Source organism: Aeromonas sp. 25-AL00135 (assembly GCF_054052385.1).
This window is the reverse complement of sequence record NZ_JBSTYQ010000014.1, coordinates 14,881-39,223: the sequence shown is the minus strand read 5'-3', so window position 1 is coordinate 39,223 and position 24,343 is coordinate 14,881. Positions and strand designations below refer to the sequence as shown.

The window sequence follows — 24,343 nt, the reverse complement described above, 5'->3', positions numbered from 1 at the left end:
CCTGCTTGAGTGGTTGTCTCTAACGGGTTGCCGCTTCCAGCGCGGCTATCTCGCCGCCGCTGATAAGCGGCAGGTTGCGGCTGATCTGCTCCACCGGCCAGTCCCACCAGGCGATGGCGTTGAGACGGGCGATGGTGTCGTCGTCGAAGCGGTAGCGGATCACCTTGGCGGGGTTGCCGCCGACCACGGCGTAGGCGGGCACGTCACCGGTGACCACGGAGCGGGCGGCGATAATGGCGCCGTTGCCGACTTTTACTCCCGGCATGATCAGGGCGTCATAGCCAATCCAGACATCGTTGCCGATGACGGTGTCGCCCTTGTAGGGGAGGCTGCCCGGGGCGGGTGCGGCATGCTCCCAGCCGTTGCCGAAGATAAAGAAGGGGTAGGTGGAGAAGCCGGAGGTCTGGTGGTTGGCGCCGTTCATGATGAACTTCACCCCGCGGGCGATGGCGCAGAACTTGCCGATGATGAGCTTGTCGCCGATGAAGGGGAAGTGGTAGAGGACGTTGCGCTCGAAGCCCGCCGAATCTTCCGGGTCGTCGTAATAGGTGTAGTCACCCACCTCGATATTGAGCCCCTTGACGGTGTTCTTGATAAAGCACACCTGAGGGAAGCCGTTCATGGGGTGGGGATTGGCGGGATCGGGTCCGTGCATCTGGTCTCCTTGGAGTGACCGGGCTAGAGCGCCGGGAAGTAGCAGGCGCTCATGTCGATGGGGTGATCGGGGCAGCCTGGCAGATAGAATTGCCAGCCCGCATCGGAGAAAGCGCGCAGTTCGGTTTCGACAAACTTGATGGCGAGGCTCAGGGCCTGCAGGCTGTCGATGCCGTAGATAAAGGTCTTGTCGCTCAGCCCCTCCAGCTTCACCTTGCAGCGCCAGTCACCGCTGGCGGACTTGGGATCCGGCTCGGGGGCCTTGATGGCGATTTTGAGGACGAGCTGTTCCCCTTCGGTGCTGATAGCGTCGAAGCGGGCGGTAACGATGGCGTTTTTCATCTGGCGATTCCTTTTCCGTGGTACAGCCCCTGCGGTTGCGGGCGGCTGGCGTTCCTGATGGCTGATGAGGTGAAAACTGGACTCAGGACGGCCAGCGTAAATGAACTTGTGAGTTGAAACAATGGGATATGCGTGACCGGGTGAGGGGGCTTTCGCTACTGTGAGCGAGCGCAGTGGCGGGAGTTGCAACGCGCTGGCCACAGGTGGTGGCCGAGAGGCTGGCAGGCTGCTAGATGTAAAGGATTGTTGGCTGTGGCCGCAGATTTTTCTGCGCTGCCGGTGAGGGCGCGTGAGTCCTCTTGAGGCAGAATATCTCCCCCCTGTTTGACGTTGAAGTACAGGAGTCTCCGTGGCGCTTTCGGTAACCCAGCTTTATGAAGTGATGGCCCAGCTGCCAGATCCCGTCTTTATCCTCAGTGAAGATGGCTATTACGTGGAATATATCGGCGGCATGGAGCAGCAATCCTATCACGACGGCAATCCGCTGGCGGGCAAGCAGCTGGCCGATGTGCTGCCACCCGAGATGGCCATGTGGGTCAAGGCGCAGGTAGCCGAGTCGCTGGCGAGCGGTCAGGTGCGGGTGGTGGAGTATGAGCTCTCAGCAGCCGAGGTGGGGGGGATCAATGCCGCCGCCGGGCCGCAAGGGATACAGCGTTTTGAGGGCAAGATTGCGCCGCTGCCATCCCTCTATGATGGCAAGCGGGCGGTGGCCTGGGTGACCCGCAATATCACCCGCCAGTACGAGTTGCAGCAGCGACTGCTGCGCCAGAGTGAAACCGACCAGCTGACTGGCCTCCATAACCGCCGTTTCTTCTTCGAGCACTGCCAGCCGTTGCGGGCAGGAGATGCGCCCTGCGGTCTTATCATGCTCGACATCGATCACTTCAAGCAGATCAACGATCGTTACGGCCACCAGCAGGGAGATCGGGCCTTGCAGCGCTTCAGTAGTTGTATCGATGCCCTGTTGCGGGCGGATGACCTCTTTGTGCGCAGCGGTGGCGAGGAGTTTCTGATCCTGCTGCCGCGGATCGATGAAGCCGGTTTGCTGCAGATGGCGGAGCAGATCCGTGCCGCGGTCGAAGCGCTGCCTGCCGATCCGGTCGCCATCACGGTCAGCTTGGGCACAACCCTGGTGCAGCCGGAGGAGGAGATCAATCAGGCGCTGGCCCGGGCCGACGAGTGGCTCTATCGGGCCAAGCGGGCAGGGCGCAACCGGGTGGCGCACTGCTCGGCAGGTTGAAAGTGCCGCTCCGGTCGCTGTGGGAAATAGCCTGCGCTTTTACCCTGAATAAATTGGCTGACATCACTGTCAATTAGTAGAAAAGTTGGCCGTATTATTTAACTCATATTCCACAGCTTAAGGTGTTAATATTATCGGCCTGATCGCTGGTCTTATTTGTGCTGTTGGGCAACAGCATGAGGTTTTATCGGTATGTTATCAAACAGGCGTGAATCTGGTTTTGGGTGACGAATGTGATACATCCTGTTGTCTTTTGAAACATTCCGATTCAAACAGTCATGAATTATTAACCTTGACCCGGATAGCGATTTCAACGATGGTAGCGTGGCAGCTCCGTTTCTCTCCGGTGGCCCTGTTGGCCGCTGGCGGCGTTGTTTTTTCATGTGCCGGGTGATATGCAACGACATATCTCCAGCCTGTTATTCGGGCCAATAAAAATAATGATGACAGATTAATAAGGTATATATTGCAATGAGTGTTTCTATTGCTGAAAAGAGTAACCCTGTTTCAAAATTGAAATGGGAGAAAAGCGATTCGGTATGGACCATGGGCCTATATGCCACTGCTGTCGGTGCCGGTACGTTATTTCTTCCTATTACTGTTGGCAGTAATTCCCCGGTTATTTTGCTATTTATTTTATTGCTGGCTTTTCCGCTCTCTTATTATTCCCACCGGGCATTGAGCCGCTTTGTGCTCTCCAGCTCCCATCGGGAAGGGGATATCACCCATGTGGTGGAGGAGCACTTCGGTGCCAAGGCGGGCAAGCTGCTGATGCTGATCTATCTGATGGCCTTCTACCCCATCATTCTGGTCTACAGCATCTCCATCACCAACGCGATCCAGAGCTTCGTTGTTCACCAGCTGGGGGATGCCGAGCTGCCGCGCGGCTTGCTGGTGCTGGGGGTGATGCTGGGCCTGCATCTGGTGCTGCTGGCCGGCAAACAGATCGTAGTGTCGGCCATCAGCGTGCTGGCGCTACCGATGGTCGCCTTTCTGATTGGCCTCTCCATCTATCTGCTGCCCCAGTGGAGCCTCTCCTATTTCAGCGAGAGTCAGGCGGTGGACTGGCGTGATCCGGCGTTCTGGAAATCCCTCTGGCTGATCGTGCCGGTGATGGTCTTCTCCTTCAGCCATGCGCCCATTATTTCTTCCTTCAGCGCGGCGCAGAAAAAGCGTTGTCAGGAGAGTGCTGACCTGCGCGCCAAGCGGATCATCAAGTACAGCAGCATGCTGATTTGCGGCAGCGTGCTCTTTTTCGTGGTGAGCTGCGTGATGAGTCTGAGTCAGGCAGAGATGGCGCTGGCCCGCACCGACAATATCTCGGTGCTGTCGGCGTTGGCGAACAAGTTCTCCAACCCGCTGATCGCCTATGTGGGGCCACTCATCGCCATTCTGGCCATGTCCAAATCCTTCCTCGGCACCTCCATGGGGGTGAGCGAGGGGACGGTGAGCATGGTGAGCGGTGCCTGTCAGGGGCTGGGGCTCTCCCTCAAGGAGTCGACCATCGCCCGGGTGTCATCGGTGATCCTGTTTATGGTGACCGCCGTCATCACCTATCTGAACCCCAACGTGCTCGACATCATCGAGCGCGTCAGCGGCCCGCTGATCGCGGTGATCCTGTTTCTGCTGCCGGCCTGCTCTATCTATCGCTTGCCCGTACTCAAGCGTTATCGCGGGCCGAGTACCCTTTTTGTGTTGGTGATGGGGCTGCTTGCCATCTCGGCCCTTATCTACGATCTGCTTTGACCGGGCGGTATCCCGCACAAATCAAAAAGGGCGACCATCTGGTCGCCCTTTTTCTGTGCATCGGGGTTAGCCGAGCAGGCCGCTGGCGCTCTGGCCCGCCATCAGCAAGCCGATGGCCAGCACGCTGAACCAGACCAGGGTTGCGCTTACCAGCAGATAGCCGCTGGCGACGAACAGACCGTCCCGCTGCAACATGCCGGTGGCCAGCAGCAGGATGGCCCAGGCAGGCATGGCGTTGGTGAACGGGATGGCGCCCAGGGGCAGCATCAGCAGCAGGGCGGCCAGCATGATCAGCAGGCCGTTGCAGCGGTTGACCGTGTTGCTGCCGGTCAGCACCAGCAGGCGTGGGCGGATAACGCGATCGACCCGGGCCAGCAGATCCGCTCCCTTGTGAAGGGTCGGCTTGAGCTGGTCGGCAGCGAAGCGGCGCTCCATCAGCATGGCGGGCAGCCAGGGCACCCGATTGAGGGTGATGCCGATCCCGATAAAGAGGATCAACAGGCCAAACGGGGTGCTGACCCCGGGAATGGAGACCGGCAGCAGAAAGGGGACGGTGAGCAGCACGCAAAACAGCAGCATGCCCTGTTCGCCCACCAGCTCCAGCATCTGGCGCAGGCTGATGTGACTCTCGTCGATGGCATGCGCGGTGGCCCGCAGGGTATCCGCAAGGGTAGTTTTGGGGTCGTTGAGTTGCGCGGCAACCATTCCCTGATGTCCTTCTGAGTGGTGATAACGGGCCCCGATGACCCGATTTGGCGCCAGCATACGTGGCAGAGGTTAACCGTCGATGAATGGTGGCAGGGGCGCATAGCGGCGCCAGTGGGGCGGCTCGGCAGAGGTTCCGGCGAGAGGGAAATCCCGCGATGAAAGTGAGCCGGTACAGCCGCCGTTTAGGATGGGCCTAGGACGCCTCTGGTATGCTTTCTGCACAATCACACAGGGAGCAGGGGATGATGATGAAGAGAGTCAGGATAGTGATGATGGGGCTGTTGCTGCCACTGGGGCAGGCCTGGAGTAGCGAGGCCGCGACCACATCCGGTTGGCAGGTGACGCCATTTTTTGGCTACAGCTCAGCCATCGACTTCGAGAAGAGCGATGAGGTGCAGCCGGTGCCGCTTTCTGCATCGTTTGATTCACTGCAGGGGCAGAGCTCCGGCAGCTGGGGCTTCTTTATCAGCAAGGAGGTGGATGATCCCGGCATGATTGAGCTGCTCTACAGCCATCAGTCCACCACCCTCTCTCCCGATCAGCCGGATCGCCTGAGGGTGGATACTTTGCACTTTGCCGGTGCGCTGACCCTCTCTGACAACCTGATGGCGCCCTACATCGGCGCCGGGATCGGGGTGACCCGCTTTGCCGCCTACGACAGCGAGGTGACTCCTTCCATGTCGCTGGCGCTCGGGGTGCAACCGCGCCTCGCCGAGCATCTGGCCTTGCGGGCCGAGGTGCGCGGCTATGGTGCGCTGGTCAACGACAACAACCAGTTTCTCTGCAACCCGGAGCAGTGCGTGTTCAAGGTGCGCGGGGAGCTGGTAACCCAGTGGCAGGCCAATATCGGTCTTACCTTCCGCTTTTAGACGGGGGATTTTCCCCATGATACAGGGGCCCCTGGGCCCCTGTATCATCAGCAATCTTCCGCCGTGATCGGCAATCAATCGGCAGCTCTTCACGCCTCTTTATTAGTCGGCGTCGCCCATACCGCGCAGTTTCTGCCCGCCTCCTTGGCGCCATAAAGCGCCTGATCCACCCGTTTGAACAGCGAGACTGCCGGTTCCTTGGGCTCGCGGATCCCCACTCCCAGGCTGACCGTCATGGTATGGGTCGGGTCGGGGGCTATGGTGCGGGTCGCAGTGAGCAGGGTGTTGGCCAGTTGCTGCAGCTCGGCTTCGTGGGCGACGGGCAGCAGCAGGGCAAACTCTTCACCCCCGACACGGGCCGCCAGCGCACCGGGCGGGCAGTGCTGTTGCAACAGCTCGCCAAACTGCTGCAACACCCGATCCCCGATATCGTGGCCGTAGTTGTCATTGATCACCTTGAAGTGATCCAGATCCAGCAGGATGAGAGCGTGGCAAATCCCTTGTTCCAGAAACAGCTGCTGATGAAAGTAGCGCCGGTTTGGCAGCCGGGTCAGATCGTCGAACAGCGCCTGCTGTCTGAGCTGGGTATTGATGTGGAAGAGGTGGTGCATGGTGCTCAGGATACCGATGCTGCTGAGCAGGATGCCGCTGGAGCGCAGCAGATCCTCGGCATAGATGGCGAGCCAGAGTGGCTGTGCCACCAGCTCATCCATGATGTCGGCGGTGGCCCCCATGATCCACAACATCAGACCGCAGGAGAGCATGCGGTAGGTATGGGTGGGCAGGTGGGCGCACTGCACCACCCAGAACAGGAACAGCATGGTGAGCCAGTTGATCACCTCGAAGCCAAAGCTGACGGCGTAAAAGCGCTCGTAGGGGAAGTGGGGCAGCAGCAACAGATGAAGGGTCATGATGGCCAGCATCACTATCCCCAGCAGCGCGATGTGGGCGCGATGCTCCCGGTCGAGATGACGGTAGTGGGAGAGGCTGATGTCGAGACGATCGAACTGCATGGTGTTCCTCGGATTGGGACTGCCATCAGGTTGCAAACAAGAGGCTGCGTAATGGCATGCCGTGGTCGGATAACAGGAAACGGCTGGTCTGTCAGTGTAAACGAGCGGGCCCGCAGCGCGCGATATCGATGACGTCAGCTTGTGGGCTGGCTCAGGGTTTGCGCACTTCTGGTGCGTGAAGTATCGCCTGCCCTGTGACAGGGCGACCCTGGACAGGTTAGCGCAGCTCATGCGCCAAATTGGTGCGTTGATGATGCGTGATCTTACTAATGCAATGATTTAAAAGGATTTAAATTTGTGGCCCGTTTTATGCTTTTTATATGTCAGACGGTCTCTTGCGGTCATCGACGGCAGACGCAGTGATGAGGAAGTGGCAAGAGACATCCCCGTGCCGGGCGCGGGTGTGATTCTGGCGGGTTGCAGCAATACTTTGCGGTTCGCCACAGATTCAATCAGGGAAACGGAGCCGGTCTTGTACCGGTACGACAGGGAAGGAGAGTGCTCTATGGTCAAAAAATGGATGATGGCGGGTCTGACGATGTTGCCTGCCTTGCTGGTTACCCCAAGTTGGGCCGAAGAGGTCGCTCAGGTACAGGCGGCGGTGGCGCCGGTTGCCGCCATGACAATCAACAAGGGTGACAACACCTGGATGCTGCTCTCGGCGGCGCTGGTGATCCTGATGTCGATCCCCGGTCTGGCCCTCTTCTACGGTGGTCTGGTGCGGGCCAAAAACATGCTGAGCGTGCTGATGCAGGTCTTTACCCTGTTCTGCCTCATCTGCGTGCTCTGGGTGATCTACGGTTATTCGCTGGCCTTTACCGAGGGGGGCAATTTCTACGGCTCCTTCAGCAAGGTGCTGCTCAAGGGGGTGACCCCTGACTCCATCGCCGCCACCTTCAGCAAGGGTGTCGGGATCAGCGAGCTGATCTATGTGGTGTTCCAGGGGGCCTTTGCCGCCATCACCTGCGGCCTTATCGTGGGGGCGTTCGCCGAGCGCATCAAGTTTGCTGCCGTGCTGCTCTTCTCGGTGATCTGGTTCACCTTCGCCTATATCCCGCTGGCTCACATGGTGTGGTACTGGGCGGGTCCGGATGCCTATACCAGCGCCGAGGCTGCGGCCACAGCGACTGCAACGGCCGGTTATCTGTTCCAGCATGGTGCGCTGGATTTTGCAGGCGGCACAGTGGTGCACATCAACGCCGCCGTGGCGGGTCTGGTGGGTGCCTATCTGGTGGGCAAGCGTCTGGGCTACGGTCGTGATCCCATGACCCCCCACAGCCTGACCATGACCATGATCGGTGCCTCCCTGCTCTGGTTCGGCTGGTTCGGTTTCAACGCGGGCTCCGCGCTGGAAGCCAATGGTATCGCCGCGCTCGCCTTTATCAACACCTGGGTGGCGCCGGCTGCGGCCGCTCTGTCATGGACGCTGGCCGAGTGGGTGATGAAGGGACGTCCCTCCCTGCTGGGGGCCGCCTCTGGTGCGGTGTCCGGTCTGGTGGTGATCACCCCGGCAGCGGGTTTCGTCGGTGTGGGTGGTGGTCTGGTGATGGGCCTTATCAGTGGCGTGGCGGGTCTGTGGGGTGTCCACGGTCTCAAGCGTTTGCTGGGGGCCGATGACAGTCTCGATGTGTTTGGCTTGCACGGAGTGTGCGGCATTCTCGGTGCCCTGCTGACCGGCGTTTTTGCCAGCCCGGATCTGGGCGGCACCGGGGTGTGGGACTATGTCACCAATCAGGTTGCCGAGGGTTACTCCATTCTGACTCAGGTGAAGATCCAGGCCATCGGGGTCGGTGTCACCCTGCTCTGGTCCGGTGTCGTGGCGGCGATTGCCTTCAAGGCGGTCGACATGCTGGTGGGTCTGCGGGTGAATGGCGATGCCGAGCGGGAAGGGCTGGATGTCACCTCCCACGGCGAGAAGGCTTACAGCATGTAATCCCGAATGCCAGACAACAAAAAACCGCCGGGGTCGGCGGTTTTTTTATGGCTCGAGCGTGACGAAACCTGAATTCACACGCTTAATTCACGACGGCCACGTTGATGCTGCCGTTACCCTGGGTCATGCGCACGCGAGCACCCGGGGTGAAGGTGGGGCTGGCTTTCTGCACGACCACGATGGCTTCGCCGTTCTCTTTCTTGATCTCCAGCTCGACGCCGTCGACCTGATTCATCTTGTTGCCGATGGCGTTGCCTGCCGCTGCACCGGCGATGGCGCCGCCTGCGGCTGCGATGTCGCGTCCGGTGCCACCACCGACTGTGCTGCCCAGCAGGCCACCGACCACGGCGCCGCCAATGGTGCCAATCAGGGAGTTCTCATCGGCCTGGATCTTCACCGGGCGGGTGGAGATGATGGTGCCGTAGCTGACGGTCTGCACCTGTTTGGCGCGGTCTTTGGTGTAAACATCGCCAGAGTAAACGTCACTGTTGGCGCATCCGGTGATGGTGGTTGCTGCCAGCAGGGCAATAAGGGTCATACGCTTCAACATGGTGGGCCTCCTGGGCTGTACGTAATTTGAACAATCCGGTTGATGAGTGAACTTTACTCCAACCCCGTCACACATGAAATCGGCAAAATGTAACCAATTATGCGTTCTGTAACCGGTTTTGTCCTTGAATCGCAGCTGTACCGGAGAGGGTTTTAACCAGCAGCAGACGGTCTTCTCCGGGGCCGAAATAGTCGGCTACTTCCGCCTGCAATGTGTAACCGAGCCGGTAGTAGAGGCGCTGGGCCGGATTGGCCGGATCGACCGTGAGCCGCAGTTCGCTGATCTGCAGCGCCTGCTGGTTGGCCTCCATCTGGCGCATCATTCGCTCGGCCAGACCAAAACCGCGCGCCTCGGGCAGCACCGCCAGCGAGAGCACCCAGCCTTGCGACCGCTCCTGACCGAATCCCCCCAGTACATACCCCACCAGCTGCTCCTCGTATTCGGCCACCAGCAACAACTCGGGCCACAAATCCATCGCCTGACGGAAGAAGAAGGCGGGATAGACATCTTCGCCAAACACCTTGGCATCGATCTGCCAGATGGCGTGCATGTCATTGTGGGTAGCAGTGCGTAGCAGGGGCGGGTTGTGGTGCATCAGGACTCCATCGGCAGCAAACGGATCGGCAATACCGCTGACCTTGGGGTCAACGGCAAAAAAAGGAGTCATAGGGTAGTGGTCATCCCCTGCCGGATGCAAGGGATTGGCGGTTATGGCGGCAGGGGGCGGCTCTGGGGCAGTTTGGGAGCCTTGCGAAAGCCGTCGAGCAGGTGGCGGAGGGTGAGCCAGGGGTGGCGCAGCAACATGCGCGGGCCGCTCCACTTCATCACCTGCTGGATCTGTTTGCGCATCGCCGGGGCGTAGCAGTGGATATTGCAGTTGGCACAGGTGGGTTTGTGGCCGTGGCCATAACGGCAGCGACGAAGGCGCTGATGGGCGAACTCCCGCAACTGGCGACAGTGGCGGCAATGGGGATCCTGATGATGGTGCTGGCAGTAGAGGCGGATCATGGCGCTGACCGTCTGCTGCTCGCGCATGAGTCTGGGGTGGTCACTCGCCTTTTTGCTGGCTGCGGCGTGTGAGCCCCGGGCTGGGCTGGCATGATGACTTTTCATGGCCGCCATTCTCCTGACCTGCTCGCTTTGGGTGTTGATACAGGTCAAAAGGGGGATAAAAAACAGGGCCCGCAGGCCCTGTGTCATCAGATGAGGCTGGTTGCCTGCTCCAGCCAGGCGAGATCTTCGCCCTCGAGCAGCGGGCTCAGGCGGCGTAACACCTCGACATGGTATTCGTTGATCCAGCGGAATTCGGCCGGGCTCAGTAGGCTGCGGTCGATCAGGCGGGTATCGAACGGCACGTAGGTCAGCCGCTCGAAGCCCAGCATCGGCAGCTCGCCAACCTGTTCCAGCTCGGTCACGACTACCAGGTTTTCGCAACGGATGCCAAAGCCATCTTCACGGTAGTAGCCCGGCTCGTTGGAGAGCACCATGCCCGGTTGCAGGGCAACCATGCTCCCTTTCGGCGCGATGCGCTGGGGCCCTTCGTGGACACTCAGGAAGTGGCCGACGCCGTGGCCGGTGCCGTGGTCGTAGTTGTAACCGGCCTGCCACAGCGGCATGCGGGCCAGCACGTCGAGCTGGATGCCGGCGGTGCCACGGGGGAAGCGGGCCTGATCCAGCGCGATATGGCCCTGCAGTACCCGGGTAAACATCGCTTTCTGCTCGTCGCTCACCTCACCCACCTTGATGGTGCGGGTGATGTCGGTGGTGCCATCCATATACTGTGCGCCGGAGTCCAGCAGATAGAGGCTGTCCTGACCAAATGCACGCGGGGTGCCGTTGGTATGGTGGTAGTGGCACATGGCGGCGTTGGGGCCGAGCGCGGAGATGGTATCAAAGCTCGGCTCGACGTAGTGCTCCTGCTCGCGGCGGAACGCTTCCACCTGATCGGCCAGGGTGCCTTCGTCCACCCCCTCGAACTCGCCGGAGGCGACCAGCCGATCCAGCCAGGCGAGGAAGCGGGTCATGGCCACGCCATCACGCAGGTGAGCTGCACGCATGCCGGTCAGCTCGATCTCGTTCTTGCACGCTTTCGGCAGCATGGTGGGGTCTTGCCCTGCCACCAGAATGGCGCCCGCCTCTTCCATGACGAGCTGGGTCCAGGCGTTGGCGCTGTCCGGATCGGCCAGCACCTTCTGCTGATCTTCACCGATGCGCTGCAACACGTCGCCCAGCTTGTCGATGGGGTAGACGGAGACATCCTGCCCAACGTGTTGGGTAAAGGCGAAGCAGTCAATTTTGTCGGTATCGACGAAGAAATCCATGCTGGTGTTGGCGTAGAGCACCGCAAAACCCAGCACCACCGGCAACCGGTCGATATCGCGGCCGCGCAGGTTGAGCAGCCAGTTGATGGGCTCGGCCTGGGTCAGCAGAACGGCATCCAGCCCGCGCTTGCGCAGGTCGGCCGCCAGCTGTTCACGTTTGGACTGGCTGGACTGGCCCGCCAGCTCCTCGCTGTAGAGGATGACCGGGCTCTTGGTCGGCTCCGGGCGATCGCTCCAGTTCAGGTCGATGGGGTTCTGCTCGACGCGGATCAGCTCGATACCGCGCTCGGCCAGCACCGCTTTGGCATTCTTGTACCAGGTCAGGCTGTGCAGGCGGGCATCGAAGCCAACCCGGGAGCCTGACGGCAGCTGCTCGGCCAGCCACTGCACATGAGGATTTTCAATGAGGTGGAGGAATTCGAACAGTTCGGCGGGGGTTTGCATCCGCGCCTGCACCGTATAGCGACCATCGACAAAGAGGGCTGCCCGCTGGGCCATGATGATGGCGACCCCGGCAGAGCCGTTGAAACCGGTGATCCAGTCAAGCCGCTCGGCATAGGCGGGGATGTACTCGCCGAGGTGCTCATCATCGTGGGGGACGATAAAGGCGTCCAACTCCTGCATGGCCAGCTCGGCCCTGACTTGGGCGACGCGGGTTTCAATTATCTCGAAATTATTCATGTCGTTAGTGCCAGATGGTTGCTATATGAGTGTTCAGTTTTTATGGCCGCTGGCCAGGATCCGCTTGATCGACTGACCCGCTGCTTCGATATGCTGCCTGAGCAGCACCACCGCCTCGTGCTTGCGCCGGGCGCGGCACAGTTCCAGCAATTGGGCGTGTTCACGCTCCGCCTTGTCCACCCCGTCGCTGGCAAACAGCAGCTCGAAGCGGACATAGCGGTCACAGCTCAGATTGATCTGGGCGATCAGTTCAAGTGCCTGGGGGCGACCGGCTGCCTGATAGAGGGTGGCGTGAAAGCTGTGGTTCAACTCGGCCCAATGTTCGATCTGGGTGCCTGACTCCAGGGCGTGATCAAACTGGGCGAGGATCGCCTCCGCTTGTGCGAAGGTGGCTTCCGTCATCTTGTCGACGGCGTGAAACAGGGTATCGGCTTCCAGCAGCGCTCGCAAATAAAAGAGCTCTTCAATGGCCGAGGCGTCCAGCATGGTGACCACGGCGCCGCGATGGGCTTCGAACTTCACCAGCCCCTGCGCTTCCAGCTGCATCAGGGCTTCGCGCACCGGGATGCGGCTCACGGCCAGCTCTTTGGCAATGGCATCCTGACGCAAGGGGGCGCCAGCGGGGAACTCCCCACGGAGGATCCGGCCACGGAGGTTTTCCATCACCATCTGGGTTCGGGTCTTGTAGGGTGGGGTCATGGTCGGGTCACGATTGGGCGTTACAGAATTGTATATTGTATAAAGTTTGGCTGAATCTAACCTGTCACAATGGGCAAAGGCAAGGTTTTGGCCCCTTTAACGGGGGCGATGGCGGCGTTCGGGGCTCCACAAAAACAAAAATGCCGGTCAGCGTGGCTGACCGGCATGATGTCACTGATACGAAGCGAGCCTGTTACAGCTGCGGGCCTGCCGCAACCAGACGTTTGCCTTCATCGTTATCGGTGAAGCGCTCGAAGTTCTTGATGAAGCGCCCTGCCAGATCGACGGCCTTGGCATCCCACTCGGCCTTGTCGGCGTAAGTGTCGCGCGGGTCGAGGATCGCCGGGTTCACATCGTGCAGCGCGGTCGGGATCTCCAGATTGAAGATCGGCAGCACCTTGGTCTCGGCCTTCTCGATGGAGCCATCCAGGATGGCGTCGATGATGGCGCGGGTATCCTTGATGGAGATGCGCTTGCCGGTGCCGTTCCAGCCGGTGTTGACCAGATAGGCCTCTGCACCTGCCGCTTCCATCCGTTTCACCAGCTCCTGACCGTACTTGGTCGGGTGCAGGGAGAGGAAGGCTGCGCCGAAGCAGGAGGAGAAGGTCGGAGTCGGCTCTGTGATGCCGCGCTCGGTACCGGCCAGTTTGGCGGTGAAGCCAGACAGGAAGTGGTACTTGGTCTGCTCCTTGGTCAGTTTGGAGACCGGGGGCAGCACGCCGAAGGCGTCGGCAGTCAGGAAGATCACCTTGGTGGCGTGACCTGCCTTGGAGACCGGCTTGACGATGTTGTCGATGTGATAGATGGGGTAGGAGACGCGGGTGTTCTCGGTTTTGGAGCCATCATCGAAGTCGATGGTGCCATCGGCGGCAACGGTCACGTTCTCCAGCAGCGCATCGCGGCGGATGGCGTGGTAGATGTCCGGCTCAGCCTCTTCGGAGAGCTTGATGGTCTTGGCGTAGCAGCCCCCTTCGAAGTTGAACACGCCGTGGTCATCCCAGCCGTGCTCGTCATCGCCGATCAGCTGACGCTTCGGATCGGTGGAGAGGGTGGTCTTGCCGGTACCGGAGAGGCCGAAGAAGATGGCGACGTCGCCGTCCTGACCCACGTTGGCGGAGCAGTGCATGGAGGCAATGCCGCGCAGGGGCAGGAAGTAGTTCATCATGGAGAACATGCCCTTCTTCATCTCGCCACCGTACCAGGTGCCACCGATGAGCTGCATCTTCTCGGTCATGTTGAAGGCAACGAAGTTCTCGGAGTTGAGACCCTGCTCCTTCCAGTTCGGGTTGGTGCACTTGGCACCGTTCATCACCACGAAGTCAGGCTTGAAGGTTTTCAGCTCTTCATCGCTCGGGCGGATGAACATGTTTTTCACGAAGTGTGCCTGCCAGGCCACCTCGGTGATGATGCGCACGGCCAGGCGGGTATCCGGGTTGGCACCGCAGAAACCGTCGACTACAAACAGGCGCTTGCCGGAGAGCTGTTTGGTGACCAGCCCTTTCAGATGTGACCACACTTCCGGGGTAATGGCTTTGTTATCGTTTTTACCCTGGTCAGACCACCACACAGTATCCTGGGTAGTGGCATCTTTGACGATATATTTATCTTTCGGGGAGCGACCGGTGAAGATACCGGTGTTGACGTTGACGGCGCCCAGCTCGGTCACCACACCGCGCTCGAACCCTTCCAGGTCAGGGCGTGTCTCTTCCGCGAAAAGCTGCTCGTAAGAGGGGTTGCGAACGATTTCTTGGCTGTTTTTGATGCCGTACTGGTCCAGTCCTAATTGTTGGGCCAGGGTGGGTTCTGCCACGATTGTCATTGTATTCTCCTGGGTTCAGAGGTTGGTAGGGTTCTATCTGACGGTCATCCTATCACTTAGGTGGTAGAGTTTAGCGATCGCCATCAAACTTTATAGAATAGGGTATTTTTTTGTTATTAAAGTTAAAGGCGGGTTTTGCCCGCCTTTAATTAGTGTAACTGGTTTGCATCATTGCCGGGAGCCCTGCTGAACAGGGTTTCGACATCGATCCCATTAAATTGGTACTGGGCGCCGCAATAATCACAGTGCATGTCGATCTTGCCGAGCTCCTGCACCATCTCCATGACCTCTTCCTTTTCTATCTGCAACAGGGCTCCTTCGCAGCGCTCGCGGGAGCAGGTGCAGCGGAACTCGACCGCCTGCGGATCGAACACCCGCACCTTGTCCTGATGGTAGAGACGGTAGAGGATCTCCTCGGCTTCCAGACCGAACAGCTCTTCATCCTTGATGGTGCTGGTGAGCTGGGTCAGGTGCTCGAAGTCGTTGCTGTGATCTTCGCTCTGGGCGGGCAGCTCCTGCAGCATGATGCCGGCAGCGCGCGGTTCGCCCTCGTGGTAACCGGTGCGGATCCACAGCTTGGTGGCCAGCTGCTCGGACTGGGCAAAGTAGTGCTCCAGACAGCCCGCCAGGGTATCGGCGTCCAGCGCGATGATGCCCTGATAGCGCTCGCCCTGCTCTGGGGTGATGGTGATGATCAGCTGGCCATTACCGATCAGGCTCTGCAGCTTGCCATCGCTCGGCAGCTCGCCTTCATAGCGGGCCACGCCGCGCAGCTGCTGGTTGTTGTCACCATTGATCACGGCCAGACGCACCGGGCCATCGCCCTGCAGTTGAACCGTGATGGAGCCTTCAAACTTGAGGGTGGCGGTCAGCAGGCTGGTGGCGACCAGCAGCTCGCCCAGCAGTTTTTGCACCTGCACCGGGTAGTTCTGGGCTTCCACCACATGGCGGTAGGTGTGATCCAGCTGGACCAGCTCGCCACGCACTTCGTACTCTTCAAACAGATAGCGATACAGCAGATCTTGGTTGCTCATCATGTATTCCTGGCTTTTCGGTGAGGTAAATCGGGCGGGCTGGGGTTGATGCCAGCCCGGTATCAAATCGGGGTCGGTCAGTACTGTTTGACCTTGAGCAACTGGCGTCGCTCCTGCTTGTCGGGGCGGCGCTCGGGGCTGGGGGCAAACTGGCTATTGAAGCGGCGCGCCTCGCTGTTCTCGGCCCGTTTTTTCAGGCTCTCGGCGGTCTCTTCATAGAGCTGCTGGGCCAGCGGGGCCGATTTGCGCTGCTCGCTCAAGGCCAGCACCCGCACTTCGCGTTCGTCCTGCCCCTGCCAGAAGCGGATCAGTGCCCCCACTTCCACCTGTTTGCCCGGTTTGCTGCGCTGACCATTGTAGTGCACCTTGCCCCCGTCTATCTGATCCCGCGCAATGGAGCGGGTCTTGTAGAAACGGGCCGCCCACAACCACTTGTCGAGACGAACCTCGAGGGCACTTTCTGCATGATTGGGCATGAACAGGCTCCATAACGGGGAAAAGAGGTGGTCGATTATACCAGAGCACGGGGTCGGGATAGAAACCGGGCCGCCGCCGCGCGGGGCGCAAACCATGTCAAGGTGATGCAACATATGGGCAGTTTGCTGATTCACAAGGGAAAGCCGCTGCTTTATCGGGTATCCATGGGGGCTGGGAAGGGCCTTCATACCGCGCATATAAAGCTGCCGCCCCGGTTGGGGGCGGCAGCGTTCAAATCCGTTGACCATGTCAGAGTCAGAAGTGATCGTGCTGATCCGGCTTCTTCTGGTCGTGCGGCCCTTCGCTGTGGGCGATGGCGGTACGGATGAGGTCAACCCCGGCACGGATAATCAGTACCCCCATGTTGACCAGCTTGACGCAGACCCACATGAAGGTGATGAGCAGGATCAGCTTGAGCACGGTCTGGAACGCTTCCAGGAAGTTCTGCTCCAGCTGGGCGGTCAGGCCGTTGGCGCTGGTCATCAGCCAAGTGTAGACCTCGCGCACGAACGGGATGCGGCTTGGCATCTCCAGTACATCCAGTGCGGCAGGAAGCGCCTGGAAGATGACGATGCTGCCGAACAGGATCAAAATGACACCGATGGCGATGCCGAGGAAAAAGCCGAACTGTCTCATGGAGGGCTCCAGCGTTTGCTGCATGAAATTGAAGATAGCCGCCAATAGTAGGGAGTGCCCTGCTTCATCGCAATCTTCCGTGCACCGCCAGCGCGGCGGGAACGGCGGCGATCCGGCCGCTACCGTTGCCCAACTATCTGATTTCTGGGAGGCTTGTCGCCATTGTGCATAGGGAAAGCAAATTGATGTCGAGAACCCTCTTTTTACTCTTGCTGGCGCTGTTTGCCGCTCTGCCAGCCCTGAGCGCCGAACCGGCAGCCCCCACGGCAGCGGCCTGCGCCATCCGCCATCAGGATCAACTGCTGCTGGTGCAGGATCGCATCTCCTCCCGCTACAGCCTGAGCGGTGGCTATATAGATGGCGGCGAGAGCGCGCAGCAGGCGGCACTGCGCGAACTCTATGAAGAGACCGGCTTGCGGGGGGAGGTGGTGCAGGAGTTGGGCCGCTGGCAGCGGGCGCTTATCTTCGCTTGTCGCACTCTGGAGCCTATCGTCGCCCAGCAAGATTCCGATTTTGTCTCTCTGCTGAAAGCTCCCAATCTGGGGGGAGAGATCCTTAACGCCCGGCTGATCGCCATCGACCAGCTCCCCCGCGAGCAGCGCCGTTTCCCGGATCAGCTCGACTGGCTGCAATCCCGACTGGATAAGGTGCCCGAGAGCGAGGTGCACTGGCAGGCTGATTTTGTGGCGCAGGGCAATGCGCTGCATCAGGTCGAGATCCCGCTGATGCTGCGCCTGCAGCAGTGGCTGGGGCCCGATGTGTGGTGGCTGTCGGTCAGCAATCTGTTTGGTTCAGGCGGCTTTCAGCTTGCCCTGATACCTTTGCTGCTCCCGCTGCTGGGATGGCCGCGGCTGCGCCAGTTGCTGTTCGCCATGCTCTGGCTCGGCTTGCTGGTGCAGGCAAGCAAGGAGGGGATCGGCTGGCCGCGTCCCTTCCATCTGCAACCGCTGCTGGCAACCCAGAGCGCGCAAGGCTTTGGCATGCCGAGCGGCCATACCGCTTCGGCCCTGCTGTTCTGGGGGGCGCTGCTTGGCTGGTTCTGGCCTGCCCGGCGCGGGCTGGCCTATTCGCTGGCCTTGCTGCTGGCGCTGACCACAGGTCTGGCGAGGGTCTGGCTCGGGGTGCACTTTATCTCCGACGTGGCGGCGGGGCTGCTGATTGGCGCCTTGCTGCTGGCGGTTCGCCCCTACTGGCGGCTGGATCAGCGTTCATCCGTGTGGGGCTTGCTGATCGCTGCAGCACTGGTTTGTGCGGGCCCGACCCAGTCGGCCCATCTGGCCGGGATCGGGCTGGCGGCCCTCGGGATCTGGGTTGGCGGTTTGCTTACCCTGACCCGCGGCGGTTATCCCTCCATTGTGACCGGTGCGGTCACGCTGGCGGGGGGCGCGGTGATAGGGGCAGGACTTTGGGCGCTGCCGCTGCTGACCAGCAGTTCGCTGGCCATCCTGCTTGGTCAGTTTGTGCTCTTTTTCGGGCTGGGGCTCTGGTTGAGCGCTGGCCTCTGGTGGATACTCTCTTTCTTGAAATGCGACACACGACCCAAGGGCAACGGCTCTGACAAGGGAACTCTATGAATGTGAAAAAAGTGGATTTGGCCAAGATAACCCTGGGGGTGCTGTTTCTCAGCATCCTGATTATCTCCTGTTTCCTGGTGCTGAAGCCCTTCCTGCCCGCGCTGGTATGGGCCACCATGATCACCATCGCTACCTGGCCGCTGATGCTGATGGTGCAGCGGCTGTTGTGGGGCAAGCGCACCCTGGCGGCCCTCTTTATGACGCTGGTGCTGCTGCTGATGTTTGTCATCCCGCTCTTTATGACGCTGGCCAATGTGGCGGAGAAGGCGCCCATGCTGATCGAGCTGGGAACCCATATCAGCCAGTCACCGCCGCCCGAGCTGCTCTGGCTGCAACAGATCCCGCTGGTAGGCGACAAGCTCTACGGCTTCTGGCAGCAAATTCTGGCGAGCGGTGGTCAGGTGCTGTTTGCCAAGCTGGCTCCCTACTTTGGCCAGACCGCCCGCTGGCTGGCCGCTCAGGCGGGCAATCTGGGGCTGCTGTTTGTTCACTTCCTGCTGACGGTCGGTATCTGCGGGGTGCTCTATCACTCGGGTGAAGTGGTGGCGGCCGGCATTCGCCGCTTTGCCCACCGTCTGGCAGGGCAACGGGGCGACAACGCCACCGTACTGGCCTCTCAGGCGATCCGTGCTGTAGCCATGGGGGTGGTGGTGACCGCGCTGGTGCAATCCTCGGTGGCCGGTGTCGGCCTGCTGATTGCCGGTATCCCCTATGCCATGGTGCTGGTGGTGGTGATGTTCTTGCTGATCGTCGCCCAGATCGGCCCCTTCCCGGTGCTGCTGGCCTGTATCGGCTATCTCTACTGGAGCGGCGACACCACCTGGGGTACCTTCCTGCTGGTCTGGTCACTGTTTGCGGGCACCATGGACAACTTCCTGCGCCCCTTCCTCATCAAGCGCGGCGCCAATCTGCCGCTCATCCTCATTCTGGTGGGGGTTATCGGTGGCTTGCTGGCGATGGGGATCATCGGTCTCTTTATCGGCCCCGTGGTGCTGGCGGTGGGCTACACCCTGCTGGATGCCTGGATCAAGGAAGATGACCAACCGGCGACCGCGGCGGTTGAAGCGCCCAAGGCCGAGTGACGATTCGGTAACAAGACGATTCAGCCATCCATCGCTGATACAAAGAGCCGCCCATAAGGGCGGCTCTGTTATTTGTGGTGATTCTGATTATGGCGATGGCGTCAGATTGGCAGATCCGCGCCAGCCTCCATATCCCACATATGACCGTCTCATGTAGGTTCGATTAGCGAAGCGTAATCGGACGATCGAGATGCCGCTGTCCCGGTTGTATCCATGAGTCAGCGGCATCTGGCAGAGGGGAAATTCGAGTAGCCGTTATAGCGGGGGGAATTGATTTACGCGAACGTCCGATTACGCCTGACGGCTAATCGAACCTACGGGTTTAAATGTTTTGTTATGCCGTAGATGCCAATATGGACACGTAGTTTTCAGCCGCCCAATACGCTAGCTTTTGACACATCCTCAATTTGTCATGCGATACCAGATGATCATTATGCGCCAATTCATTTCGTATATCAGCCAGATATACCATTTCATCTTTTTCAAATTCATTATTTAATGCTGACAGCAAATAGTATATTTTAGCTCTTTGGCTCCCCCGACTTAGCAGCTTGAAGCTAACCATTTCCTTTACAACTGAACTACTAGTTTCACAGTATTGAGTTGATGCTAGGTCATCAGCTACAATCTCCACTACTTTATAAAAGGACATAAAACTATAATTTGCAGAAATATCCTTCAGTTTCAGCCCCTCTTGTAAATACTTGCGTATATTTACAATCTTTTTTGCTTTCTTGGAGTTTAATGATTTTGCTGTTTCATATTTCTTTAAAAAAGCCTCAAAGTCCCTTTTAGGGAGGGCCTTATAACACGATTGAGAAGAAACCGAACACGCGCCACTAATACTTGGTAGCCAAGATCCTTCGTATTCTTCCCATGCTTCATAGGAAAGACCAATATCAAAATCAAACTCAAGCCAAGTAAGGATTTGATCTAGTATATTCTCGATATCGAAATTGCCGCCTCCTTGGTGCTGAGAGGGGCCCACAATAACTTCACATACAAACGCAGGGTCATATTTCATACCAAGTTCATGCGGGATTCTTTGATTAAAGCAAGAAGTTAATTTCACTTCATATGTTTCGAATTTAAAATTTAGATCTTGTTCGATCGAATTGCTGGAATATACAATAGTTCGACTTTTGTAGCGTGTAGGTTCGATTCCTCGATCTCTATATTCTAACCACTTACGTGCATTTTCTTTTGTAACCATATTGAACCTATTATTAAAATTAGGGCGAGGCATAACTAGTGTTGGATGGAAGGTGGTAGTAATCCATTAATAGAGCCTTCCATATAACTCTGCCTCGTCCTGCTTTCCGCAAAAAGTAATTTTAAATCACAACATTGCCGCCAATCTCAGGGGCTGAACGTGTTCGCTCAACATTCCCCTTTGGCTCTGCTTTTCGTTAGTGAGCAAAAATACACTTAAGGGGCGGCAATGGAAAGCGCCTCGCAGTCTCAGCTTCTTGAATAGCTCGGGAGTGTGATCGCGGTGATACCCCATATGGTATTGCTGGCCAATATGCGGAACGGTGGCAGGTCAGGGGCTTGTAGTTAACAAAAATTGACGTGGATAAATAACCCGGGGCGTGGCAACGCCCCGGGTTATCTGTCGGTAGGGGAGGGTCAGGCGGGCTGGTGCAGGGTGATGCAGCGAATTCCACCACTGGCGACGACCTTGTCGTCAAATTCGGAGGCGAACCCGACCAAGAGCAGAGCGGGCTTGCCACCCTCTGAGGCAGGTCACTGAATCGGGGGCGCTGGCGTGGTTAAATGGTCGGCTTACATCTTGCCGGATATTGCTGTGACCATGCCATCTGACCTTCAGCCGCTGCTCGCTTGGCCTGACTATTTGCAGGCATCCTGGCTGCGCTGCGCCCACCAGACCAGTGCCACCCTCTGGCATCCGCCCCACAGCGCCAAGGGGCAGACCTTGCAGAGCCTGCGCCAGCGCAAGCGCGACCTGCTCACCACCGGCGAGATGGCCCTCGAAGATCTCTACGAATTTATGGAGGGGCGCCCCTGCGTCCTGCTGCTCACCGACGAGAGCGGCTGCTTGCTGGCCCAAACCGGCCATCCCGACACCCTGCGCGAGTTGGCGGCACTGGGGTTTGGCCCCGGCGCCTTCTTCAGCGAGGGGCGCATCGGCACCAATGCCATCAATCTGGCGGCGCTGGAGGGAGTGCCGCTCTGCGTCAGCGGCCCCCAGCACTTCAATCAGACCCTCCACCCGTGGCACAGCTGCGCCAGCCCGGTCTACAACAGCAATGGCCGTCAGGTCGCCATCATTGCGTTGATTTGCAAGGTGGAGGAGGCGAGCGCCGGCGATCTGGCGCTCACCGTCAGTGCCGGGCGCGAGCTGGCCCATCTGCTGCAGATGGAGACCCTGATGCAGGAGTCCCAGCACCACTTGAGCGAACTTTACGCCCTGCTCGATGGCATGGATGACGGTGTGCTGGCCTGGGATCCGCAGGGCCGACTGCGCTATCTCAACGCTCTGGCGGCCAACCGGCTGCGGCTCGATCCCGCGCTCTGTCTCGGCCAACCGCTGGAGCAGCATCTGCTGCTACCCCAGCGGTTGCAGCTGGCCATCAGGGGGCAGACGCCGCTCAGCCATGTGGAGGTGACGCTGGAGCGGCTTGGCGCGCAGGAGGGGGAGTTTATCAATGCGCTGGTGAGCCTCAAGCCGCTGCCGGGGCCAGAGGGGGTCAGCTTTATCGCCCTGCTGCACCCGGTCGATCGGTTGCGGGCCATTCACCAGCTGCGCCAGACGGTGCCCGAGCTGTCGGCGCTGGTGGGGGAGTCGAGCGCCATGCGCAAGCTGCTGCGCTACGCCCGGCAGGCGGCCCAAAGTCAGGGGCCGATCCTGCTGCGTGGCGAGGAGGAGGTGGGCAAGGTCCAGCTGGCGGAGGCGATCCACTTTGGCAGCGAACGGGCCGCCGGGCCGCTCATTACCCTCAACTGCAAGGCGCTGCCGAGCGAGCGGATGGCGCTGGAGCTGATGGGCTCCGACGAGGCGGGGCAGGAGCGGGCGGGCAAGTTCGAGCTGGCTCACGGCGGCACCCTGGTGCTGGAGCAGGTGGAGTGTCTCTCCGCTCCCATGCAGGCGGCGCTGCTGCAACTGCTCAAAACCGGTCGCATCCAGCGCTTCGATTCGGCCCGCATTCTGCCGCTCAAGGTGCGGATCATCGCCACCAGCAGCGCCCCGCTGGAACAACTGGTGCAGGATGGGCTGTTTGGCCGCCAGCTCCTCTATGCCTTGCAGGCGTGCGAGCTGTGGCTGCCGGGGCTGCGGGAGCGCGCGGCGGATCTGCCGGGTCTTATCAGCCAGCAGCTAGGGGCGCAGGGGCGCGAACCGGTGCGCCAGTTCAGCCCGGCGGCCCTCGATTGTCTGCTTGCTTATCCCTGGCCCGGCAATCTGGGGGAGTTGCGCAGCGCCGTTGAGCATGCGCTGCTCCACGCCGGTCAGGGGCCGATCCCACCCGAGGCGCTGCCCGCCGCCATTCGGCACGGCTATCAGCGGGTGGCGGACGAGGTGGTGGGGCAACCGCTGCTCACGCTGGCGGAGCTGGAGCGGCAAGCCATCCTGCGCTGCGCCCACGCCTGCAAGGGGCAGGTGAGCCAGATGGCCCAGCATCTTGGCATCAGCCGCACCACCCTGTGGCGACGACTCAAGCTGCTCGAGATCGATCCCGCCGACTATCACGGCTGATGGCTATTGAAGCCGTTGCAAACCGGCCCGTAGAAAACGAAACGGCCCCGCAGTTGCGGGGCCGTTTTTATATGGCAAGGTCAGTGGTGGCGCTGCTACAGCCCCAGCTGGTGGGCGGTGACGATGGCCGCCAGCACATCCTCGGCAGTGACCTTGAACGGCATGTTGTGGATGGTTTCGCCCTCGGCGGTGGAGGCTTTGGCCACCTCCATCAGGCGCGCCATATCCAGCTCCTTGACCCCCATCATATGCAGGTTGGTCGGCAGGCCCACCGAGCGGCAGAAACCCAGCACCGTTTCGATCTCCGCCATCGGTGCATTCTCCAGCACCAGCTGCACCAGGGTACCGAACGCCACTTTTTCACCGTGATAGAGGTGGTGACACTCGGCGAGCTGGGTCAGGCCGTTGTGGATGGCGTGGGCGGCGGCCAGCCCGCTGCTCTCGAAGCCGATACCGCTCAGGTAGGTGTTGGCCTCGATGATGTTCTCCACTGCCTTGGTGCAGAGTCCCTGCTCCACCGCCAGCTTGGCCTTGTAGCCATCGGCCAGCAGGGTCTTGTAGCAGAGCTCGGCAATGGCCTGCGCCGCCAGCGTGGAGGCGCCACCGGCCATGGTCTGGCAACCGGAAACCTTGTTGGCGCGCGCCTCGAAGTAGGTGGAGAGCGCATCCCCCATGCCGGAGACCAACAGCCGTACCGGAGCGCGGGAGACCACGCCGGTATCCATGATGACCATGTTGGGGTTGGTCGGGATCATCAGGTATTCGCTGAACTGCCCCTCCGGGGTGTAGATGACCGCCAGCGCGCTGGTGGGGGCATCGGTGGAGGCGATGGTTGGCACTATGACCACCGGCACCTTCTGGTAGAAGGCGACCGACTTGGCGGTATCCAGCGTCTTGCCGCCGCCGATGCCGATGATGACGTCAAACGGGGTCTGGTTGCAGCGAGCTAGCAGGCGGTCGATCTCGGGGCGGGAGCATTCGCCGTTGAAGCAGTCGAACTCGGGCTGGATGCCTGCACCGTGGAAGCTGGTGGCCACGGTATCGCCCACCAGCTTGGTGACGAAGGCGTCGGCCAGAATGAGCGGCTTGCTGCCGAGCGATTTGACGTAGTTGCCGATATTGGCGAGGGCCCCGTTGCCTTGCACGTATTTGCTGGGGCTGATGATAATGCGGTCCATATTCTATCCCTCTCTCTTTACTAATTAAGAATCGGGGCGAAGGGGCGGCTGTGCCGAGACTCCTTCGTCTTG

The 24,343-nt window shown here is 59.9% G+C and carries 22 protein-coding genes; 7 read left to right on the top strand and 15 right to left on the bottom strand.

Annotation, left to right across the window (positions count from 1 at the left end; genetic code table 11):
- Positions 1–19: 19 nt before the first annotated feature.
- Together ACW5XC_RS14020 and ACW5XC_RS14015 are read right to left on the bottom strand one after the other, a co-directional pair.
- Complete coding sequence (locus tag ACW5XC_RS14020; RefSeq protein ID WP_042052597.1) at positions 20–655, bottom strand: Vat family streptogramin A O-acetyltransferase; 636 nt, start codon at positions 653–655, stop codon at positions 20–22.
- 23 nt (positions 656–678) lie between these two features.
- The gene (locus ACW5XC_RS14015; RefSeq protein WP_042052598.1) at positions 679–996 is read right to left on the bottom strand and encodes a DUF6968 family protein; all 318 of its coding nucleotides are present in this window, start codon (positions 994–996) and stop codon (positions 679–681) included.
- A 349-nt stretch (positions 997–1,345) separates the two neighbouring features.
- Here ACW5XC_RS14015 and ACW5XC_RS14010 point away from each other — a divergent pair, with 349 nt between their 5' ends.
- Positions 1,346–2,236: a sensor domain-containing diguanylate cyclase gene (locus ACW5XC_RS14010; protein WP_042052599.1), complete on the top strand. Its 891-nt coding sequence runs from the start codon at positions 1,346–1,348 to the stop codon at positions 2,234–2,236.
- 471 nt (positions 2,237–2,707) lie between these two features.
- On the top strand, positions 2,708–3,982 hold the full coding sequence (locus ACW5XC_RS14005) for an amino acid permease (RefSeq protein ID WP_042052601.1): 1,275 nt from the start codon (positions 2,708–2,710) through the stop codon (positions 3,980–3,982).
- 66 nt (positions 3,983–4,048) lie between these two features.
- Here the strand turns inward: ACW5XC_RS14005 and ACW5XC_RS14000 are convergent, their stop codons facing one another.
- Positions 4,049–4,687 (bottom strand): exopolysaccharide biosynthesis protein, encoded by a 639-nt coding sequence (locus ACW5XC_RS14000; RefSeq protein WP_040067711.1) that lies wholly within the window; start codon positions 4,685–4,687, stop codon positions 4,049–4,051.
- Positions 4,688–4,938: 251 nt separating this feature from the next.
- On the opposite strand from ACW5XC_RS14000, the gene ACW5XC_RS13995 reads away from it, so the two are divergent.
- Entirely contained in the window at positions 4,939–5,559 is a 621-nt protein-coding gene (locus ACW5XC_RS13995; RefSeq protein ID WP_042052621.1) for an outer membrane beta-barrel protein, read from the top strand.
- 89 nt (positions 5,560–5,648) lie between these two features.
- On the opposite strand, the gene ACW5XC_RS13990 is transcribed toward ACW5XC_RS13995, so the two are convergent.
- Positions 5,649–6,572, bottom strand: coding sequence for a GGDEF domain-containing protein (locus tag ACW5XC_RS13990; protein ID WP_042052602.1), 924 nt, complete (start codon positions 6,570–6,572; stop codon positions 5,649–5,651).
- Between the two features lie 505 nt (positions 6,573–7,077).
- Between ACW5XC_RS13990 and amt the strand changes: the two genes are divergently transcribed.
- Positions 7,078–8,505, top strand: coding sequence for an ammonium transporter (gene amt, locus ACW5XC_RS13985; protein ID WP_042052603.1), 1,428 nt, complete (start codon positions 7,078–7,080; stop codon positions 8,503–8,505).
- Positions 8,506–8,587: 82 nt separating this feature from the next.
- Here amt and ACW5XC_RS13980 read toward each other — a convergent pair whose 3' ends face one another.
- The 9 genes from ACW5XC_RS13980 to ACW5XC_RS13940 all read right to left on the bottom strand — a co-directional run bounded on the left by ACW5XC_RS13980 (position 8,588) and on the right by ACW5XC_RS13940 (position 16,722).
- Positions 8,588–9,055 carry an outer membrane lipoprotein gene (locus tag ACW5XC_RS13980; RefSeq protein ID WP_005340126.1) on the bottom strand — a complete coding sequence of 156 codons (468 nt, stop codon included), beginning with the start codon at positions 9,053–9,055 and terminating at the stop codon, positions 8,588–8,590.
- A 97-nt stretch (positions 9,056–9,152) separates the two neighbouring features.
- Positions 9,153–9,650 carry a GNAT family N-acetyltransferase gene (locus tag ACW5XC_RS13975; protein ID WP_042052623.1) on the bottom strand — a complete coding sequence of 166 codons (498 nt, stop codon included), beginning with the start codon at positions 9,648–9,650 and terminating at the stop codon, positions 9,153–9,155.
- 113 nt (positions 9,651–9,763) lie between these two features.
- The gene (locus ACW5XC_RS13970; protein ID WP_042052624.1) at positions 9,764–10,168 is read right to left on the bottom strand and encodes a nitrous oxide-stimulated promoter family protein; all 405 of its coding nucleotides are present in this window, start codon (positions 10,166–10,168) and stop codon (positions 9,764–9,766) included.
- Between the two features lie 86 nt (positions 10,169–10,254).
- Positions 10,255–12,057 carry an aminopeptidase P family protein gene (locus ACW5XC_RS13965; protein ID WP_042052604.1) on the bottom strand — a complete coding sequence of 601 codons (1,803 nt, stop codon included), beginning with the start codon at positions 12,055–12,057 and terminating at the stop codon, positions 10,255–10,257.
- A gap of 33 nt (positions 12,058–12,090) precedes the next feature.
- Positions 12,091–12,756 (bottom strand): GntR family transcriptional regulator, encoded by a 666-nt coding sequence (locus ACW5XC_RS13960; RefSeq protein ID WP_005340138.1) that lies wholly within the window; start codon positions 12,754–12,756, stop codon positions 12,091–12,093.
- A 193-nt stretch (positions 12,757–12,949) separates the two neighbouring features.
- On the bottom strand, positions 12,950–14,575 hold the full coding sequence (pckA, locus tag ACW5XC_RS13955) for a phosphoenolpyruvate carboxykinase (ATP) (protein WP_005340139.1): 1,626 nt from the start codon (positions 14,573–14,575) through the stop codon (positions 12,950–12,952).
- A 149-nt stretch (positions 14,576–14,724) separates the two neighbouring features.
- The gene (hslO, locus tag ACW5XC_RS13950; protein WP_042052605.1) at positions 14,725–15,609 is read right to left on the bottom strand and encodes an Hsp33 family molecular chaperone HslO; all 885 of its coding nucleotides are present in this window, start codon (positions 15,607–15,609) and stop codon (positions 14,725–14,727) included.
- Between the two features lie 77 nt (positions 15,610–15,686).
- Complete coding sequence (hslR, locus tag ACW5XC_RS13945; protein ID WP_005340141.1) at positions 15,687–16,085, bottom strand: ribosome-associated heat shock protein Hsp15; 399 nt, start codon at positions 16,083–16,085, stop codon at positions 15,687–15,689.
- A gap of 256 nt (positions 16,086–16,341) precedes the next feature.
- Positions 16,342–16,722: a hypothetical protein gene (locus ACW5XC_RS13940; RefSeq protein ID WP_005340143.1), complete on the bottom strand. Its 381-nt coding sequence runs from the start codon at positions 16,720–16,722 to the stop codon at positions 16,342–16,344.
- Positions 16,723–16,907: 185 nt separating this feature from the next.
- Between ACW5XC_RS13940 and ACW5XC_RS13935 the strand changes: the two genes are divergently transcribed.
- Positions 16,908–18,296 (top strand): bifunctional NUDIX hydrolase/phosphatase PAP2 family protein, encoded by a 1,389-nt coding sequence (locus ACW5XC_RS13935; protein ID WP_042052606.1) that lies wholly within the window; start codon positions 16,908–16,910, stop codon positions 18,294–18,296.
- Entirely contained in the window at positions 18,293–19,378 is a 1,086-nt protein-coding gene (gene ydiK, locus ACW5XC_RS13930; protein WP_042052607.1) for an AI-2E family transporter YdiK, read from the top strand. Before ACW5XC_RS13935 ends, ydiK begins: the two co-directional genes overlap by 4 nt.
- 334 nt (positions 19,379–19,712) lie before the next feature.
- Here ydiK and ACW5XC_RS13925 read toward each other — a convergent pair whose 3' ends face one another.
- Positions 19,713–20,591 carry a hypothetical protein gene (locus tag ACW5XC_RS13925; protein ID WP_143182603.1) on the bottom strand — a complete coding sequence of 293 codons (879 nt, stop codon included), beginning with the start codon at positions 20,589–20,591 and terminating at the stop codon, positions 19,713–19,715.
- Positions 20,592–21,191: 600 nt separating this feature from the next.
- Here ACW5XC_RS13925 and dhaR point away from each other — a divergent pair.
- Positions 21,192–23,093, top strand: coding sequence for a dihydroxyacetone kinase operon transcriptional regulator DhaR (dhaR, locus tag ACW5XC_RS13920; protein ID WP_042052626.1), 1,902 nt, complete (start codon positions 21,192–21,194; stop codon positions 23,091–23,093).
- A 95-nt stretch (positions 23,094–23,188) separates the two neighbouring features.
- Here the strand turns inward: dhaR and ACW5XC_RS13915 are convergent, their stop codons facing one another.
- Complete coding sequence (locus ACW5XC_RS13915) at positions 23,189–24,271, bottom strand: glycerol dehydrogenase (protein WP_042052609.1); 1,083 nt, start codon at positions 24,269–24,271, stop codon at positions 23,189–23,191.
- Positions 24,272–24,343 lie beyond the last annotated feature (72 nt).

Coding starts and splice junctions, on each gene's coding strand:
- ACW5XC_RS14015 (WP_042052598.1), bottom strand. CDS start 996: ATGAAAAACGCCATCGTTACCGCCCGCTTCGACGCTATCAGCACCGAA.
- hslO (WP_042052605.1), bottom strand. CDS start 15,609: ATGAGCAACCAAGATCTGCTGTATCGCTATCTGTTTGAAGAGTACGAA.
- ACW5XC_RS13990 (WP_042052602.1), bottom strand. CDS start 6,572: ATGCAGTTCGATCGTCTCGACATCAGCCTCTCCCACTACCGTCATCTC.
- ydiK (WP_042052607.1), top strand. CDS start 18,293: ATGAATGTGAAAAAAGTGGATTTGGCCAAGATAACCCTGGGGGTGCTG.
- ACW5XC_RS13915 (WP_042052609.1), bottom strand. CDS start 24,271: ATGGACCGCATTATCATCAGCCCCAGCAAATACGTGCAAGGCAACGGG.
- ACW5XC_RS13960 (WP_005340138.1), bottom strand. CDS start 12,756: ATGACCCCACCCTACAAGACCCGAACCCAGATGGTGATGGAAAACCTC.
- ACW5XC_RS13925 (WP_143182603.1), bottom strand. CDS start 20,591: ATGGTTACAAAAGAAAATGCACGTAAGTGGTTAGAATATAGAGATCGA.
- ACW5XC_RS13935 (WP_042052606.1), top strand. CDS start 16,908: ATGTCGAGAACCCTCTTTTTACTCTTGCTGGCGCTGTTTGCCGCTCTG.
- ACW5XC_RS13965 (WP_042052604.1), bottom strand. CDS start 12,057: ATGAATAATTTCGAGATAATTGAAACCCGCGTCGCCCAAGTCAGGGCC.
- ACW5XC_RS14000 (WP_040067711.1), bottom strand. CDS start 4,687: ATGGTTGCCGCGCAACTCAACGACCCCAAAACTACCCTTGCGGATACC.
- ACW5XC_RS13995 (WP_042052621.1), top strand. CDS start 4,939: ATGAAGAGAGTCAGGATAGTGATGATGGGGCTGTTGCTGCCACTGGGG.
- ACW5XC_RS13975 (WP_042052623.1), bottom strand. CDS start 9,650: ATGCACCACAACCCGCCCCTGCTACGCACTGCTACCCACAATGACATG.
- amt (WP_042052603.1), top strand. CDS start 7,078: ATGGTCAAAAAATGGATGATGGCGGGTCTGACGATGTTGCCTGCCTTG.
- ACW5XC_RS14020 (WP_042052597.1), bottom strand. CDS start 655: ATGCACGGACCCGATCCCGCCAATCCCCACCCCATGAACGGCTTCCCT.
- ACW5XC_RS13970 (WP_042052624.1), bottom strand. CDS start 10,168: ATGAAAAGTCATCATGCCAGCCCAGCCCGGGGCTCACACGCCGCAGCC.
- hslR (WP_005340141.1), bottom strand. CDS start 16,085: ATGCCCAATCATGCAGAAAGTGCCCTCGAGGTTCGTCTCGACAAGTGG.
- ACW5XC_RS14005 (WP_042052601.1), top strand. CDS start 2,708: ATGAGTGTTTCTATTGCTGAAAAGAGTAACCCTGTTTCAAAATTGAAA.
- pckA (WP_005340139.1), bottom strand. CDS start 14,575: ATGACAATCGTGGCAGAACCCACCCTGGCCCAACAATTAGGACTGGAC.
- ACW5XC_RS13940 (WP_005340143.1), bottom strand. CDS start 16,722: ATGAGACAGTTCGGCTTTTTCCTCGGCATCGCCATCGGTGTCATTTTG.
- dhaR (WP_042052626.1), top strand. CDS start 21,192: ATGCCATCTGACCTTCAGCCGCTGCTCGCTTGGCCTGACTATTTGCAG.
- ACW5XC_RS13980 (WP_005340126.1), bottom strand. CDS start 9,055: ATGTTGAAGCGTATGACCCTTATTGCCCTGCTGGCAGCAACCACCATC.